Raw genomic sequence first — 14,982 nt, 5'->3', positions numbered from 1 at the left:
ATCCGCCCGCCTACCGGAAGGCGCCGATGCCGGTGATGTGCTGGCCCAGGATGAGGGTGTGGACCTCGTCGGTCCCCTCATAGGTGCGGACCGACTCGAGGTTTGAGGCGTGCCGCAGCGGCGAGTAGTCCAGGGTGATCCCGTTGCCGCCCAGGATGGTGCGGGCCTCACGGGCAATGGCCAGGGCCTCGCGTACGTTGTTCAGCTTGCCGAGTGAAATCTGTTCCGGCCGCAGGGTGCCTGCGTCCTTGAGCCGGCCCAGGTGGAGCGCCAGCATGGTCCCCTTCTGGATCTCCAGGAGCATGTTCACCAGCTTCTCCTGGGTGAGCTGGTACCCGGCCAGCGGCCGGCCGAACTGGAGGCGGTCCTGCGAGTACTTCAGGGCGGCCTCGTAGGAATCGCGGGCGGCACCCATGGCACCCCAGGCAATCCCGTACCGCGCTTCGTTGAGGCAGGTGAAGGGGCCACGCAGGCCGCGGGCGCCCGGCAGCAGGGCCTCCGGACCCAGCCGCACGCCGTCGAACGCCACGTCGCACTGGATCGAGGCGCGCATCGAAAGTTTCCGGTTGATCGGTGTCGCGGTGACCCCGGGAGTTCCGGCCGGCACCAGGAAACCGCGGACGCCGTCGTCGGTCATGGCCCACACCACCATCACCCCGGCCACGGAAGCCAGCCCGATCCAGCGCTTGACGCCGTCGAGCACCCACCCGGCGTCGTCCCCGGATCCGTCGCGGCGGGCCACCGTGGTCATGGAGGACGGATCTGACCCGGCAGTGGGTTCGGTCAGGGCGAAACAGCCGATTACCTCGCCAGCGGCCATCCGGGGGAGCCACTCCTGTTTCTGGTCCTCGGAACCCCATTTGTGGATGGCGGTCATGGCCAGCGAACCCTGCACCGAAACAAAGGTGCGGATTCCGGAGTCCCCGGCCTCCAGCTCCATGGCCGCCAGACCGTACTCCACTGCGGAGCGTCCGGGACACCGGTAGCCCTCCAGGTGCATGCCGAGCACGCCCAGTTCACCCAGTTCCGGGGCAAGATCGAGCGGAAAGACGGCGTCGTCGTACCAGCGGGCAATGTCCGGTTTGATCCGCTGTTCCGTGAAATCGCGGATCCGCTGCCGGACGGCCAGCTCCTCAGCCGTCAGCAGGGCGTCGAGGCCCAGGACATCGGAGGCGTCGGAGATGGCGGGAAGGTCAGCGGCGTTGCTCATTGGAGCATCCTACGGCGTGCCTGCCCGGACTGCCGGCACCCGTTGTTCCTACAGCTTGCTGGGCTGCGCCTGCCGTGCCATGAAGTAGTCCCGGGTGGCGGGGGAGAAGCGGCACACCACGGCGAGCACCACGCCCAGCGCCAGCAGCACCACGCCGCTGACGAAGGCGCCGCCCACGCCGAAGATCTCCGTATCGCCGTAGGCGGGGTCCCACATCTGAACGGCGGAGATGAAGAACGCCGCGGTCAGCATCAGTGCCCCGAGCAGCGGCAGGATGCCCCGGAACCAGAGATTGCGGGCGGAAACGCGCAAGGTGCCCCGGAAGAACCAGACGCACGCGAAGCCGGTCAGCGCATAGTAGAAAGCAATGAACAGGCTGATGGCGCTGATGGAATCCGAAAGCAGGTTCTGGCTCAGGAAGCTCATGGCCACGTAGTACACGACGGCGGCAGCCCCCATCACCTGCGTGGAGAACCCCGGAGTCTGGTTTCGCGGGTGGACTTCGCCGAACTTGGCCGGCAGGGCGCCGTGGACGCCCATGGACAGCGTTCCGCGGGCGGTGGGCAGGATGGTGGTCTGGGTGGAGGACAGCACCGAGGCCAGCACGGCCACCACGATCAGCCAGCACCACGGCCCGAGCACAACATCCTTCATGGCCAGGAAGACGTCATCCTGGTTTTCCGCATTGCCGAGGCCGATGCCGTCCGTGCCCACGGTGGCATACATCATCACCAAGAGCGCCACGGAAACGTAGATTGCCATCAGGACGAAGGCGGAGATGACGGCCCCGCGGCCGGGCGTCTTGGACGGGTTCTCGGTTTCCTCGTTCACGGCCAGGCAAGTGTCCCAGCCCCAATAGATGAACAGGGCCAATAGGGCACCGTGAACCACTGCGCCGGGATCGGCGAAGGCACCCGCGGGGTTGAACCATTCGAAGTCGAACGCCTGGCCCTCCGGTGCTCCGCCCGTAATCCGGAACACGATGGCCAGCGCGAATATGCCCAGCGAGACATACTGCACGTAGGTCAGCACCCGCTGGACGTGCTCGCCGAGCCGGATGCCGCGGTAATTCACCAAGGTCATGAAAATGATGAACACGACGCCGGTGGCCGTCACCAAAAGGTCGTTTTCGGCCAGCGAACCGTCGCCAACCAGCAGCCACAGGTATTGCCCTGCCACTTGGGCCAGGTTGGCGAGCACCACGATGCCGGCCAGGGCGACGCCCCAGCCGCCCAGCCAGCCCGCCCATGGCCCGAATGCCCGGCGTGCCCAGATGAAGGTGGTGCCGCAGTCCGGCATGGCGGTGTTCAGTTCCCGGAAGGCGTAGGCGATGAAGAGCACCGGCACAAAGCCCAGGAGAAGGATCAGCGGGGTGTAGTTGCCGTTGACCGCCACGATCAGGCCCAGCGTGGCGGCGAGTGAATAGACGGGGGCGGTGGACGCGAGCCCCAGCATGACCGAGTCGCCCAGGTCCAGGATGCCGGCGCGCAGCCCCTTGGACGGGACCTCCGGTCCCGGGCCGCCGGAGCTTCCCCCGGGTCCTCCCGCCGTCGTCGTCCCTGTGCTCATAGTGCGATACCTGCTTTGCTGGAGGAGGCCGAGGCGGCCTGGACTGAAAGAGGAGCCGGGGCGTCGATTGTGTTGGGGACGAACCGGCAGAAATAGTCGGTGATGGGGCCGTCGGATTCGCGGATGCCGCAGCCCACGGACTCGCCATCCACCACCCAGAGGCCCAGCACGGGGTGGTTGCCGTCGAAATCGGGCAGGGAATGGAACTGCTGGTAGCACCAGCCTTCGCGCCCGTAGCCGCCCGGCTGCTCCATATTGACGCCGGCGGCGTGGATCTTGATGTTGTCCCCCTCACGGCCGTGCAGCGGCTTCGCCACCCAATCCTTCAGCGGCCCGGGCTCGTTGAGGTAGGCCGGGAGGAGGTTGGGGTGGTCAGGGTACAGGTGCCACAACGCGGCCAGGAGTGCCTTGTTGGACAGGAGCATCTTCCAGGCCGGCTCCACCCAGCGCGGGTTGTGGGCACGCTGCAGCAGCCGCTGGCCGAAGGGTTCCTTCATCATCAGCTCCCACGGATAGAGCTTGAAGATGGTGCTGATCATGAAGTTGTCCAGGTCCACGAAGCGGTTCAGGTTGGGGTCCCAGCCGATGTCGGACATGTTGATGCCGATGGTGGTCCAGCCGCCCTGGCCGGCGACGTCCCGCATGTAGGCCGCCGTCATCCAGTCCTCGCCGGACTGTTCGGCTTCCGAGTGCGCAATGTGCAGGGTGCTCATGCCGGTGCGGTACTGGAGTTTCTTCCACTGCCGAATCAGGGCCTCATGGATGCCGTTCCACTGGTCCTTTCCCGGGAACACGTCCTGCAGCCAGAACCACTGCGCCACGGAGGCCTCGATCAGCCCGGTGGGCGTGTCCGCGTTGTACTCGAGCATCTTGGCGGGGCCGCCGCGCCCGTCGTAGACGAAGTCGAAACGGCCGTAGACGTCCATGTCCCCGGCCTGCAGTGATTCCGCCGCCAGCTCCAGCGCCTGCGGACCGATCCCGATGTTGCCCATGGCCCCGGTGGCCAAGTACTTGGCCGCCTCAAGGCACATCAGGTGCATGTCCTCGGCGGTCTTCTCGAGGGTTTCCACCTCGTCCATGGTGAATTCGTAGTATGCGGACTCGTTCCAGTACTCGATCTTCTTGCCGTCCGGCATGGTGGTGGTGGAAAAGACCAGCCCCTGCTCCTCGATCTTCTGCTTCCAGTCGGGCCTGGGGGTTGCAGTCAGTCTCTTCATGCCTAGCCTCCCGTGCTTCCGCCCTTGGAGCTGCTGCCGAAGCCGCCCCTGCTGACCGTACCGCCCTTGGTGCTGTAGCCCTTGGACGTTTTCGCCCCCTGCGGCACGGTCTTGGTGGAGCCGGTGTATTGCGAGCGGTTCTGCCCAACCGGCGGAACACTGGCGCCGCGCGAGTAGAAGTACCAGGCGTAGATGCCGGAGCTCCGCCCGGCACTGCTGCTGTTGTCGCACCGGGTGTCGTCCACGCGCTCGCCGGTTTCATCGTTGAAGCAGACCTGGGCGTAGTCGGCCTCCGCCTCGTTGCTGGCCACGATGGCGGTGATGGTGCCTGCCAGCAGGGCAGTGACGCCGAGGCCGACGACGACGGTACGGCGCTGCGAGCGCTTCTTCCGTGCCGCTGCCTCCCTCTCACGTTCGCGTTCGAAGGGATCGATGACTGGACCCGGTCCTGCCGCGGGGGACGGAACGGGACCTGCCCCCGGCGCTGCACCCGGCCCGCCGGCCTGGCCCTTCTGCCGCCGTCCGGCCTTCCTGCCCGGGTTACCCGATTCGGGCGCCCCTCTGTCCGCGGCCGAGTCGTTAAGCAGGTCCGGGCGAAGCTCCGGTTTCGGGACCTGCCAGGGCGGCAGCTGCCCCGTCGCCGGATCGTGGGGCTGCGGCGTGAAGTCCCCGGGTGCGGTCATCCACCCGGGTTCGGAGGCGCCGGGACCACCGGCGCCGGCCGGCCCGCCATCCGGGCGCTGTTGGCCGGGGCGGCTGTCCTTTGGATCCTTCTTTGGATCCTTTGTAGGGTCCTGGTTCGGGTCCTGCGGTTCCATGGGTCCCCCTTGGTTGTCCATGCTCAAACTGTGATCCTCCACGCGCACGCCTGAGGCCGCGCGGCGACGCCGACGCGGCAAGACACTGGTGCGTAAACCTGAAGTCAGCCTAGTGCCTGACAGCAGGAGCTGTTAACGGAAAACGGGGGAGAACTGCCCATGCCAAGATGGAGCCATGGCAGCAGTTGAATCCGCCCGTGGCGGCGCCGCCCGATCCGGACCCGGGCGGTCGGGGACGGCACGCCCGGAGCTCCAGGGCATCGGGCGGAGCCGCTTTATCGTCGGCATGGTGCTTGCCGTCGTCCTGCCGCCCGCAGTGGAAGTACTAGTGACCCTGGCGGGCTACCGGAACTTCGCCATCATCATGCTGCTCCATCTCGCCGTCGCTGTGGCGGTGGCTGCCATCGGGGGATTCTGGCCGGCCGTCGTGGCGGCTGTCCTGGGCACAACGCTCCTCAACTACTTCTCAGCCGATCCCGTGGGCACGCTGTCCATCGCCGATCCCTCCACCCTGTTCACCCTGCTGGTGTTCCTGGCTGTGGCCTGCAGCGTGGCACTGGCCGTGGGCCTGGCCACCCGCCGGGCGCAGGAAGCCGCCAGGTCCGGGGCCGAAGCCACGGCCTTGAGCGAGCTCTCCCTGCGGATCCTCAGTTCCGACGGCAGCCTGGAGACGTTCCTCGAGAAGGTCCGCAGCAGGTTGGGAGTCGAAGCCGTAACCCTGGTGGCCGGCAGCTCACCTGGCAGCCCGCACGCTGCGGGATCTGCTGCCGGAAGCGGTCCGGGGCGGGCCCCCGGCAGCAACCCCGGGTGGGTCGCGCTGGCGAGCGCCGGGACGAGCGCGCCGGTGACGCACGCGGCCGCCGACCACGCCGTCGTCGTCGATTCCCGCTACACGCTGCTGATCAACGGCGGACCGCCCGCCGGTCAGCCGTTTTCCGGCCAGCACCAGCGCATGCTGGCCGCTTTCGGGGCGTTCCTGGTGGCGATCCTGGAGCGGCGCCAATTGGCGGCGAGCATGGAGGACAACCAGCGGCTTTCCGAGGGCAACAAGATGCGCACGTCCATCCTGAGGGCCGTCAGCCATGACCTGCGCACCCCGCTGGCCGGGATCAAGCTGGCCGTCAGCAGCCTGCGCCAGGAGGATGTGCGGTTCTCCCCGGAGGACGAACGCGAACTGCTCGCCACCATCGAGGACTCGGCCGACCGGCTGGACCACCTGATCGGCAACCTGCTGGACATGTCCCGGATCACGGCTGACTCGGTCAACCCGCTCCTGCGCGGGCTGGGCTGGGCGGACGTGCTGCCCGATGCGCTCAAAGGGCTGCCCGCGGCGCGGATCCGCGTGGAACTGCCGCCCAACCTGCCCCGCGTGGAGGCCGACGCCGGGATGCTGGAGCGCGTGGTGGCGAACCTGGTGGAGAACGCACTCAAATACGCGCCCGAAGCCGATGTGGTGCTGACAGCGCGGGCGGGGGAGGGAATCGCGCTGGCCGGCCGGCCCGCCAGCGAATTCCGCGTGGTGGACCATGGCTCCGGGGTTGCCCCGGCGGCGGTGCTGGACATGTTTCAGCCGTTCCAGCGGCTCAACGATTCCCAGCGCACCGGCGGCGGCCGCACCGTGGGGATCGGGCTGGGCCTGGCCGTTGCCAACGGCTTCACCGAAGCCATGGGAGGAACCCTTGCGGCCGAGCCGACGCCGGGCGGCGGGCTGACGATGGTGGTCACCCTGCCGCTGTGGGAGGGACCGCTGCCGTGACCCTGGTTCTGATTATCGAAGACGAGGCCCAGCTGGCCCGGGCCATGCAGATCAACCTCCGCGCCCACGGCTACCAGGCAATCACCGCGGGCCTGGGAGCGGACGGGCTGAAACTGGCCGCCCAGCATCCGGTGGACATCGTGGTGCTGGACCTCGGGCTGCCGGACATGGACGGAGTGGACGTGATCCGGGGGATCCGCGGCTGGAGCTCCGTTCCCGTCATCGTGCTTTCCGCCCGACACGCCTCGGAGGACAAAGTGGAAGCGCTCGACGCCGGGGCTGACGACTACGTGACCAAGCCGTTCGGCCTCGACGAGCTGCTGGCGCGGCTGCGCGCAGCCTCCCGGCGCTCGCCGGCCCAACGTGAGGCTCCTACCGTGGAAACTGCCGACTTCGTGGTGGACCTGGCGGCCCGCAAGGTGGTCCGTGACGGACATGAAATCCGCCTCACCCCCACCGAATGGAACATCCTCGAACTGCTGGTGCGCAACCAGGGGAAGCTGGTCAGCCAGCAACAGCTGCTCACCCAGGTCTGGGGCCAGGCGTACGCCAAAGAGACCCAGTACCTGCGCGTCTACCTGGCCCAGCTGCGGCGCAAGCTGGAGCAGGACCCGGCGAGGCCACGCCATCTGCACACGGAAGCCGGCATGGGGTACCGCTTCGATCCCTGAGGCTGCCCGCCGGAGGTGGGCGGGCAAATCGGCCGCGGAAGTTGCCCGCGGAAGTTGCCCGGGCAATCAGGGCCGAAGAACCTAGACTGTAGCCATGGAAACCGCATCTGTGCTTGCCGTATGCCGGGTACACCAGCTTCTGAGCGATGAAGGGAGCGTGGGCGTCACGGCCATCGATAAGCGTGCCGTCGATGGTCCGGTCAAGGTCCATAAACTCGGGCTCCACGGCGACGTCCAGGCGAACCGCATCCACCACGGCGGTGCGGACCAGGCGCTGTACGCCTACTCGCAGGACGACGCCGACTACTGGGTGGGGGAGCTGCAGCGGGAACTGCCGCCGGGAGTTTTCGGCGAGAACCTGCGGGTCGCCGGAATAGGAACCACCACTGCGGTGATCGGCGAACGGTGGAAGATCGGCCTCGACGTAGAAGTCGAAGTGACATCGCCCCGCGTTCCCTGCGCCACCTTCCAGCGGCGTATGGACGAGGCCCGGTGGGTCAAGCGGTTCACCGAGGCAGGTCGGGTGGGCACCTACCTTCGCGTCATCAAGACGGGGACCATCCAGGCCGGCGACCATATCCACCGGCTGTTCGTTCCGAACCATGGCGTGACGATCGGCAGCTGGTTCAGCGCTCCCACCATCGAGGACATGGACGCGTTGCGGGACGCGGACGCGGACGGCGAGATCCGCCTGCAGCCGGAGTACCACGAGGAATTCGAGAAGATCCAGCGGCGCCTGGGCGTCTAGCGACACAGGGCCCCGGGTGGCCGCAGAGGCTCGCAAGTGCTGTCCCGAGGGGCCGGTGTGCCCAACGTCACCGCCCGCTTGCGGCCGGCGGGTTAGTGCAGGGAGGAACCATGCCTTACACTTGAAATATCCCCCACTCCGGAAATCCCTTATTCCTGCCCAATTTTTGAGGCAGGACTGGCAAGTGTTGGGGCCCGCACAAGCGATGCGGGCATTTTCATAGGGAGAGCCGGCTAAAGAAAACGCTGTACAGACTGCTGGGATAGCAGCCAAGAGATGCAGCGGGAAGTCCTGCCACGGGATTGCGAAAGCGCCGGACTTCTACGTGACCGGCCGGTCAATGTCTGCCCGGCGTCCAAACGGCACATGCACTGCGGCTCCGCTCACCTCGGGTTGTGCCGCCTGGCCCCCTATGGATGAGGAAAACTTCCCTATGCCCGAAAATCACAACGACGCCACCAACGAAACGGCAGCTGCCGAGACCACCGAGATGGCCGTAGAAACCCCCGAGACCGCCGCTCCCGTAGCCGGCTCCGCCCCCGTTTTCACCGAGGCACCGGCACCCGCTGAGGCGCCCGCCGCTGAAGAACGTCCGGCCGCCGAGGCGTCCGCCACTGAAGCCCCGAAGACTGAAGCGCCGAAGACCGAAGCCCCCAAGGCCGATCCCACCAGCGGCGAGGCTGACACTGAAGCTGAAGGCATCCGTTTCGCCGATCTCGGCATCGACGGCCGCGTCCTCGCCGCACTGCAGGACGTCGGCTACGAGAAGCCGTCCCCCATCCAGGCAGCAACCATCCCGCTGCTGCTCGAAGGCCGCGACGTCGTGGGCCTGGCCCAGACCGGCACCGGTAAGACTGCAGCATTCGCAGTACCGGCACTGTCCCGCCTGGCCGAGCTCCACGACCTCAACGGCCCGTCTCGCAAGACGCAGGCCCTGGTCCTCGCCCCGACCCGCGAACTGGCGCTCCAGGTTGCCGAGGCCTTCACCTCGTATGCCAAGCACATTGACGACTTCACGGTCCTCCCGGTCTACGGCGGCTCCGCCTACGGCCCCCAGCTCGCCGGCCTGCGCCGCGGTGCCCAGGTTGTCGTCGGTACCCCCGGCCGTGTGATCGACCACATCTCCAAGGGTTCCCTGGACCTGTCCGAACTCCAGTACCTGGTACTGGACGAGGCCGACGAAATGCTGCGCATGGGCTTCGCCGAAGACGTGGAGCAGATCTTCCAGCAGACTCCTTCGGACCGTCAGGTTGCGCTGTTCTCGGCCACCATGCCGAGCCAGATCCGCCGGATGTCCAAGCAGTACCTGAACAACCCGGCCGAGATCTCGGTGAAATCCAAGACCACCACCGGTGCGAACACCCGCCAGCGCTACTTGCAGGTCATGGGCCCGCACAAGCTCGACGCGCTCACCCGCATCCTCGAGGTTGAAGAGTTCGACGGCGTCATCGCCTTCGTACGCACCAAGATGGCCACCGAGGACCTCGCTGACAAGCTGAAGTCCCGCGGTTTCCAGGCTGCCGCGATCAACGGTGACATCCCGCAGCAGCAGCGTGAGCGCACCGTGGACGCGCTGAAGGAAGGCCGCATCGACATCCTGGTGGCCACCGACGTCGCCGCCCGGGGCCTTGACGTGGAGCGCATCAGCCACGTGGTCAACTACGACATCCCCCACGACACCGAGTCCTACGTCCACCGCATCGGCCGCACCGGCCGTGCAGGCCGTTCCGGCGACGCCATCCTGTTCATGACGCCGCGCGAGAAGTACCTGCTGCGTTCCATCGAGAAGGCCACCCGCCAGCCGGTGGAGCAGATGCACCTCCCCACGGCCGAGACTGTGAACACGCTGCGCCTGGGCAAGTTTGCCGAGCGCATCACCGAGACCCTCGCGTCCGAGGATGTTGCACCGTTCCGCGACCTGATCTCCTCCTACGAGGAAGAGCACAACGTCCCGGCCTCGGAGATCGCTGCAGCACTGGCCATCATGGCGCAGGGCGGCCAGCCACTCCTGGTCAAGGAACTGCCCGCAGCTCCCGAGTTCCAGAAGCGCGAACGGTCCAAGGACGGCTTTGGCTCACGCGGCCCGACCCGCACACTGACCGAGGGCAACGCCACCTACCGGATCGCCGTCGGACGCCGCCAGCGCGTCATGCCGGGTTCCATCGTTGGCGCCATTGCCAACGAGGGCGGTATTTCCTCGGCCCAGATCGGCGGCATCGACATCCGCTCGGACCACTCCCTCGTGGAGCTTCCGGCGGACCTCAGCCCCGAGCAGCTGCGTGCACTGTCCCGCACCCGGATCGGCGGCGAGCTGATCCACCTCGAGCTGGACAACGGCCGCAAGCCCTCCGGTGGCGCCGGTGAGCGTGGCGGTTACCAGGGAAACCGTGGCGGCGACCGCGGCGGGTACTCCGGCGGCGGAGACCGTGGCGGCAACTTCAAGGGCAACGGCGGGTTCAAGAAGGAATTCCGCAAGAACGACGGCGAGCGGTCCTCCGCTGACCGTGGCGGCCGCTCCTTCAGCGACCGTTCGGAGCGCAGCGTAGGCGCTGACAGCGGCGCCAGCCGCGGCCAGGCCAGCGACTCCCGCTTCGGCGGCCACGGCGACGGTGCACGCAAGCCGCGCCATGGCAACGAAGGCGGACACCGCGACTTCAACCGCAAGGGCAAGTGGTAAGCCCTAGCAGCATCAGGCACTGAAAACGGGCCGGCTTTCGAGCCGGCCCGTTTTCGTTTAACCCGTCCATCCGCACGCGGCCCCATGTATGCTTCGTCACACGGAGCCTGCAACGCTGCTGCAGGAGCTTCTGCCAAGGCGTTCGGCGGCGTTTTTAGGCCCGGTTTTCCGGGGTTTTTGGCCAGTTGGGACCTATCCTGCCGTCGATTTGTTGGGAGCGGAATCTTCCGGTAGAGTATTTACTCGTTGCCCCCCTAGCTCAGTGGTAGAGCGCGTTCTTGGTAAGAACGAGGTCACCGGATCGATTCCGGTGGGGGGCTCTGAATGAGAGCCTGTGTCAAGGCGGTTTTTGACCGGCTTGATGCAGGTTTTCTCATTCGTGGCGGTGTAGCTCAGTTGGTTAGAGCGCACGACTCATAATCGTGAGGTCGGGAGATCGAGCCTCCCCACCGCTACCAAAACAGCAGGTCAGAGGCATGTTGCCTCTGACCTGCTTTTGTTTGTGCACACGGTCCAAGGGAAACCCAACTAATTCGACTTCAGTCGGTATCGCCCACCCGGTTCTGGCTTAGGCGTACCGGCTTAGGCGTGCCACCCGGTTGCCGGGACGGCATGGCCGTCAGCACAGGCATAGAGGGCCTGGTGTTCACGGTTGTTGTCCAGATCGGCGCCCCGGAGCGCTGACGCCGCCCTGCTTGATTGCGCTGGCAGGGCGTCTTTAGTGGCGGTGAGACCTTGCGCGGACCGTGGCCGCAGCAAGACCTGCGGCGGCTATCAGGGATCCAACCATGATGGCAACGCCTGAGAGGTATTCAGTGAAAGTCATTTCGGCACACCTTCCATCTAGTAGTGCACCGAAGCTACCCGCCCAGGCGGGGTGTTAGTGGAGGATCGCCGTGTCGGTTGCTCACGATTAGGTATCGGCGTATCGGAAACACAACCCGGAGCTACTGCTAGTGGATCGCCAGCGTGACGGCATCAAGTGTGGCCACGGTCGGGTTGGTGGCCCCTGACGCATGCGGGGACCGTGACAAGGGCCGCCATCCGCAGTAGCTTGGCAGCAACTGGTGGATGGGGATCTCAGTGGACTTCTTTGAAGCAATCATGCTTCCGTTCAAGTGGCTGGTCTCCACCATCATGGTGGGCTTCCACGACGGACTGGCCGCCATGGGCATGCCGGCCGCCGGCGGATGGACCTGGACGCTGTCCATCATCGGGCTGGTGCTGGTCATCCGTGCCGCCCTGATCCCTGTGTTCCTGCAGCAGGTCAACGCCCACCGCCGAATGCGCCGCCTGCAGCCGGACCTGAAGAGCCTGCAGGACAAGTACAAGGGCAAGGCCGACCAACTGTCCCGCCAGGCCATGGCGCAGGAGCAGATGGCCCTCTACAAGAAGCATGGAACCAGCCCGTTCTCCGCCTGCCTGCCCCTGCTGATCCAGGCACCCTTCTTCCTGGCCCTCTTCCAGGTGCTCTCCGGCATCTCCTCCGCGGCCGGGCGCGGCCAGGGCATAGGGACCATGAGTCACGAGCAGGTGGTGCAGTTCGATCAGTCCAGCATCTTCGGAGCCCCGCTGTCCGCGTCGCTGCTGCACGGCTCCGGCGGCGGCGATGCTCTTGCGGTGACGGTGCTGGCCATCGTGATGATCCTGGCCATGACGGCTGCGCAGTTCCTTACCCAGAAGCTGATCATGGCCAGATTCGCGTCCGGAGAGGCCGAAGCCGGTCCGGCGATGATCCAGCAGAAGATGATCCTCTACGTCCTGCCGGTTATCTTCGGAGCCGGCGGCATCGTGTTTCCCATTGGCGTCCTGATCTACTGGACCGTTTCCAACCTGTGGACGCTGGCGCAGCAATTCGTGGTGAGGGACCGGGCAGTCGGCCCCGGCAGGGTGCCTTAATCAACGCCGGGACGGGCATGCGCCGAAAATTTCCCGGGATGTGAGTAACGCCTGGCGGCGGGCCGGAAACAATACAGATAGAACGCGGCTCAGGACTACTCATCAGGGGGATATCGTGCTTTCCGAGCGTGAACTGGAGTTTATAGCCCTACACAAGGACAACTATCCGGCGGTCTTCCGGTATGTGCGCCGAAGGGTGGAATCACCGGAGGTGGCAGAGGAAATCGCCGCCGACGTCTTCCGGGTGGTGTGGCAGAAGTGGGGCGACCAGCCGAGGACCGATATCGCCTGGCTGGTCACCGTAGCGCGGAACATGATCGGCAATGCGTATCGGAGCCGAGACCGCCAGCGCGCGCTGCAGGAGAAGCTGCGCGCCGCGGCCGTCCTCAACTTCGGAGACGGATCCGAAAACCTGGCCGTGCATGATGCCATGGACGGTCTGCGGGAGAAAGACCGGGACATCCTCCAGCTCGCCTACTGGGACGGGCTGGACGCGGCGGAAATCGCTGATGTGCTCCAGTGCAGCGAGTCCGCAGCGAAGGTTCGGCTGCACCGGGCGCGGGCTGCGTTCCGGAAGCAAATGCCTGCAGGAGCAGAAACGATCGCACAGAGAATGGGTGCCTGAAATGGATCAGATCAAGAACATGATTTCCGCGACGGATCCCGTGCGCAACGATCCGTCCACGCCCGACGGCGAAGCGGCCCTTCGCCGTATGCTGTCCGAACCGGCCGCGTTCAGCGACCGGCTCCCGGCCGGTGCAACCTCGCTCGAGGAGCGAAGGCTGCGGCGTGCCCGGCTCGCCGGCGTGATCACCTTGGCCGCTGCGGCCGTCACCGCCGGAGTTCTGGCGGCCACCAACCTCGGCCCGCTGGCGTCCGCGCCAGGTCCGGCCACCACCGTCACCGGATCGATTTCGCCAGCGCCGACGACAACAGCGCCGACGACAACAGCGCCGCCTACAACGGCGCCGCCCCTGGCCGCTTCGGTGCAGACTTTTGTCTTCCCCGACGGACATCTCTCCTTCGCTTACCCCGAAGGGTGGAGCGTCCGGACGGAACAGGGCCCGTACCTGTCTGAAGAGGCGAAGGCCGGATCCGTCGTCGCGGTGGTGGCTGACGACTCCGGCTCCGAGGTGGCCCGGGTCCTCAGCGGGATGTACGGTGACGGGGCGGCGGGCAGCGTCAAACGCACCGTCCTTGACCACACGCCCGTGCCGGGGATCACCGACGCGTCGGGGAACCCCGCGGAGTTCGGTTTCGCCGCAGACCAGATCCTTCCCGTCTCCTACCCGGGAATGCCGGCGCCCACCGAGCCGGCCGACGGCACCGCGCTCTACTATTTCATGGACGTCAGGCTGGCCCAGGAGTTCCTGCCGACGCAGGCCACTTCGGGGACCAACCAGATCCGCCTGCCGAACGGGGTGATGTCGGCCTATGCCGTGTTCGACCTCGAAAAGCAGCCGGCCTTCGCCACACCCGATGCGGCGAGGGACTGGATGGCAAGCGAACGGTACGCGCAGCTGAAGGCTCTCCTCCTCAGCCTGCGCTACTCGTAGCCCGGCCCAGGCTCCGTGCACAAGGTCCTCCCACCCGCGCAGGGCGGGAGGACCTTGTTGCCGGTTAAGCCAAGCGCGAGCGCGGGTGCGGCCACGCCGCCCGTGGGACAGAATGGGTCAATGACGCGCATCGCAATCATCGGCGGCCACGGCAAAGTGGCTTTGGAACTGGCCAGAATCCTCGCGGCGGACGGTGAGGACGTCACGTCCTTCTTCCGCAACCCGGACCACGCGGATGACGTGGCAGCGACCGGCGCCACGCCGTCGGTCCTGGATGTCGAACACTCGACGACGGCGGAACTCGCCGCCGCCCTCAGCGGCCACGACGCCGTGGTGTGGTCCGCGGGTGCCGGCGGCGGCAGCCCCGAACGCACCTATGCCGTGGACCGGGATGCAGCCATCCGTTCCATGGACGCAGCAGCTGAGGCCGGCGTCGGGCGCTATGTCATGGTGTCCTACTTCGGTGCAGGACCGGACCACGGAGTCCCGGCGGACAACAGCTTCCACGCCTATGCCGAGGCGAAGGCCGCCGCGGACCAGTACCTCCGCGGAACGGACCTGGCCTGGACCATCCTGGGCCCGGGAACCTTGACGGACGGCCCCGGCAACGGCCTCATCGACGTCAATCCGGCGGACACGTCGGCTGGCACCGTTACCTCACGGGCCAACGTGGCACTCGTGACGGCCGCCGTCCTGGGCCTGCCGGACACCGCCGGACGGACCATCGAGTTCCGGGACGGCAGCCTGCCGGTCGCAGCGGCCCTGCAGCCCGCCCGATAGGCAGGCTGCCCCGGCGCAACCCGATAATGTGGTGGAGGCGCGGGCGCATGACCGCGGCGCCTCCGCTTCGGGGAAAGTGAG

Annotated in this window: 11 protein-coding genes, 2 tRNA genes and 1 pseudogene; 10 read left to right on the top strand and 4 right to left on the bottom strand. The window is 66.6% G+C overall.

Going from position 1 to position 14,982, the window contains the following annotated elements; translation table 11 throughout:
- Positions 1 to 10: 10 nt before the first annotated feature.
- The 4 genes from JOE41_RS05325 to JOE41_RS05310 are packed head-to-tail and all read right to left on the bottom strand — an operon-like array spanning position 11 to position 4,814.
- On the bottom strand, positions 11 to 1,210 hold the full coding sequence (locus JOE41_RS05325; RefSeq protein WP_209751269.1) for an acyl-CoA dehydrogenase family protein: 1,200 nt from the start codon (positions 1,208 to 1,210) through the stop codon (positions 11 to 13).
- A 48-nt stretch (positions 1,211 to 1,258) separates the two neighbouring features.
- Positions 1,259 to 2,779, bottom strand: coding sequence for an APC family permease (locus tag JOE41_RS05320; protein ID WP_209751267.1), 1,521 nt, complete (start codon positions 2,777 to 2,779; stop codon positions 1,259 to 1,261).
- The gene (locus tag JOE41_RS05315; protein WP_209751265.1) at positions 2,776 to 3,996 is read right to left on the bottom strand and encodes a glutathionylspermidine synthase family protein; all 1,221 of its coding nucleotides are present in this window, start codon (positions 3,994 to 3,996) and stop codon (positions 2,776 to 2,778) included. Before JOE41_RS05315 ends, JOE41_RS05320 begins: the two co-directional genes overlap by 4 nt.
- A gap of 2 nt (positions 3,997 to 3,998) precedes the next feature.
- A complete protein-coding gene (locus JOE41_RS05310) occupies positions 3,999 to 4,814 on the bottom strand; it encodes a Tat pathway signal protein (protein WP_209751263.1) in 816 nt (271 codons plus the stop codon).
- A 175-nt stretch (positions 4,815 to 4,989) separates the two neighbouring features.
- Between JOE41_RS05310 and JOE41_RS05305 the strand changes: the two genes are divergently transcribed.
- From JOE41_RS05305 to JOE41_RS05260, 10 genes and pseudogenes are all read left to right on the top strand, one after another.
- Positions 4,990 to 6,570, top strand: a complete 1,581-nt coding sequence (locus JOE41_RS05305) for an ATP-binding protein (RefSeq protein ID WP_209751261.1) — start codon at positions 4,990 to 4,992, stop codon at positions 6,568 to 6,570.
- On the top strand, positions 6,567 to 7,241 hold the full coding sequence (locus JOE41_RS05300) for a response regulator (RefSeq protein ID WP_209751259.1): 675 nt from the start codon (positions 6,567 to 6,569) through the stop codon (positions 7,239 to 7,241). The genes JOE41_RS05305 and JOE41_RS05300 overlap by 4 nt, the downstream gene beginning before the upstream one ends.
- Positions 7,242 to 7,335: 94 nt before the next feature.
- Positions 7,336 to 7,989, top strand: coding sequence for an MOSC domain-containing protein (locus JOE41_RS05295; RefSeq protein ID WP_011692880.1), 654 nt, complete (start codon positions 7,336 to 7,338; stop codon positions 7,987 to 7,989).
- A 433-nt stretch (positions 7,990 to 8,422) separates the two neighbouring features.
- Positions 8,423 to 10,666, top strand: coding sequence for a DEAD/DEAH box helicase (locus JOE41_RS05290; protein ID WP_011692879.1), 2,244 nt, complete (start codon positions 8,423 to 8,425; stop codon positions 10,664 to 10,666).
- A gap of 248 nt (positions 10,667 to 10,914) precedes the next feature.
- Positions 10,915 to 10,986, top strand: a tRNA-Thr gene (locus tag JOE41_RS05285).
- A gap of 61 nt (positions 10,987 to 11,047) precedes the next feature.
- Positions 11,048 to 11,124, top strand: a tRNA-Met gene (locus tag JOE41_RS05280).
- A 625-nt stretch (positions 11,125 to 11,749) separates the two neighbouring features.
- A pseudogene (yidC, locus tag JOE41_RS05275) lies at positions 11,750 to 12,553 on the top strand (membrane protein insertase YidC); the annotation flags it as partial.
- 127 nt (positions 12,554 to 12,680) lie between these two features.
- The gene (locus tag JOE41_RS05270; protein ID WP_011692877.1) at positions 12,681 to 13,190 is read left to right on the top strand and encodes an RNA polymerase sigma factor; all 510 of its coding nucleotides are present in this window, start codon (positions 12,681 to 12,683) and stop codon (positions 13,188 to 13,190) included.
- Position 13,191: 1 nt separating this feature from the next.
- On the top strand, positions 13,192 to 14,121 hold the full coding sequence (locus tag JOE41_RS05265) for a hypothetical protein (protein ID WP_209753550.1): 930 nt from the start codon (positions 13,192 to 13,194) through the stop codon (positions 14,119 to 14,121).
- A 120-nt stretch (positions 14,122 to 14,241) separates the two neighbouring features.
- Positions 14,242 to 14,901, top strand: coding sequence for an SDR family oxidoreductase (locus JOE41_RS05260; RefSeq protein ID WP_209751254.1), 660 nt, complete (start codon positions 14,242 to 14,244; stop codon positions 14,899 to 14,901).
- Positions 14,902 to 14,982 lie beyond the last annotated feature (81 nt).

The sequence above is a fragment of the Arthrobacter sp. PvP103 genome (assembly GCF_017833075.1).
Taxonomy (GTDB): Bacteria; Actinomycetota; Actinomycetes; order Actinomycetales; family Micrococcaceae; genus Arthrobacter.
The sequence above is the reverse complement of the archived record's forward strand: the minus strand, read 5'-3'. Positions and strand labels throughout refer to the sequence as shown.

Coding starts and splice junctions, on each gene's coding strand:
- JOE41_RS05325 (WP_209751269.1), bottom strand. CDS start 1,210: ATGAGCAACGCCGCTGACCTTCCCGCCATCTCCGACGCCTCCGATGTC.
- JOE41_RS05320 (WP_209751267.1), bottom strand. CDS start 2,779: ATGAGCACAGGGACGACGACGGCGGGAGGACCCGGGGGAAGCTCCGGC.
- JOE41_RS05315 (WP_209751265.1), bottom strand. CDS start 3,996: ATGAAGAGACTGACTGCAACCCCCAGGCCCGACTGGAAGCAGAAGATC.
- JOE41_RS05310 (WP_209751263.1), bottom strand. CDS start 4,814: ATGGAACCGCAGGACCCGAACCAGGACCCTACAAAGGATCCAAAGAAG.
- JOE41_RS05305 (WP_209751261.1), top strand. CDS start 4,990: ATGGCAGCAGTTGAATCCGCCCGTGGCGGCGCCGCCCGATCCGGACCC.
- JOE41_RS05295 (WP_011692880.1), top strand. CDS start 7,336: ATGGAAACCGCATCTGTGCTTGCCGTATGCCGGGTACACCAGCTTCTG.
- JOE41_RS05290 (WP_011692879.1), top strand. CDS start 8,423: ATGCCCGAAAATCACAACGACGCCACCAACGAAACGGCAGCTGCCGAG.
- JOE41_RS05265 (WP_209753550.1), top strand. CDS start 13,192: ATGGATCAGATCAAGAACATGATTTCCGCGACGGATCCCGTGCGCAAC.
- JOE41_RS05260 (WP_209751254.1), top strand. CDS start 14,242: ATGACGCGCATCGCAATCATCGGCGGCCACGGCAAAGTGGCTTTGGAA.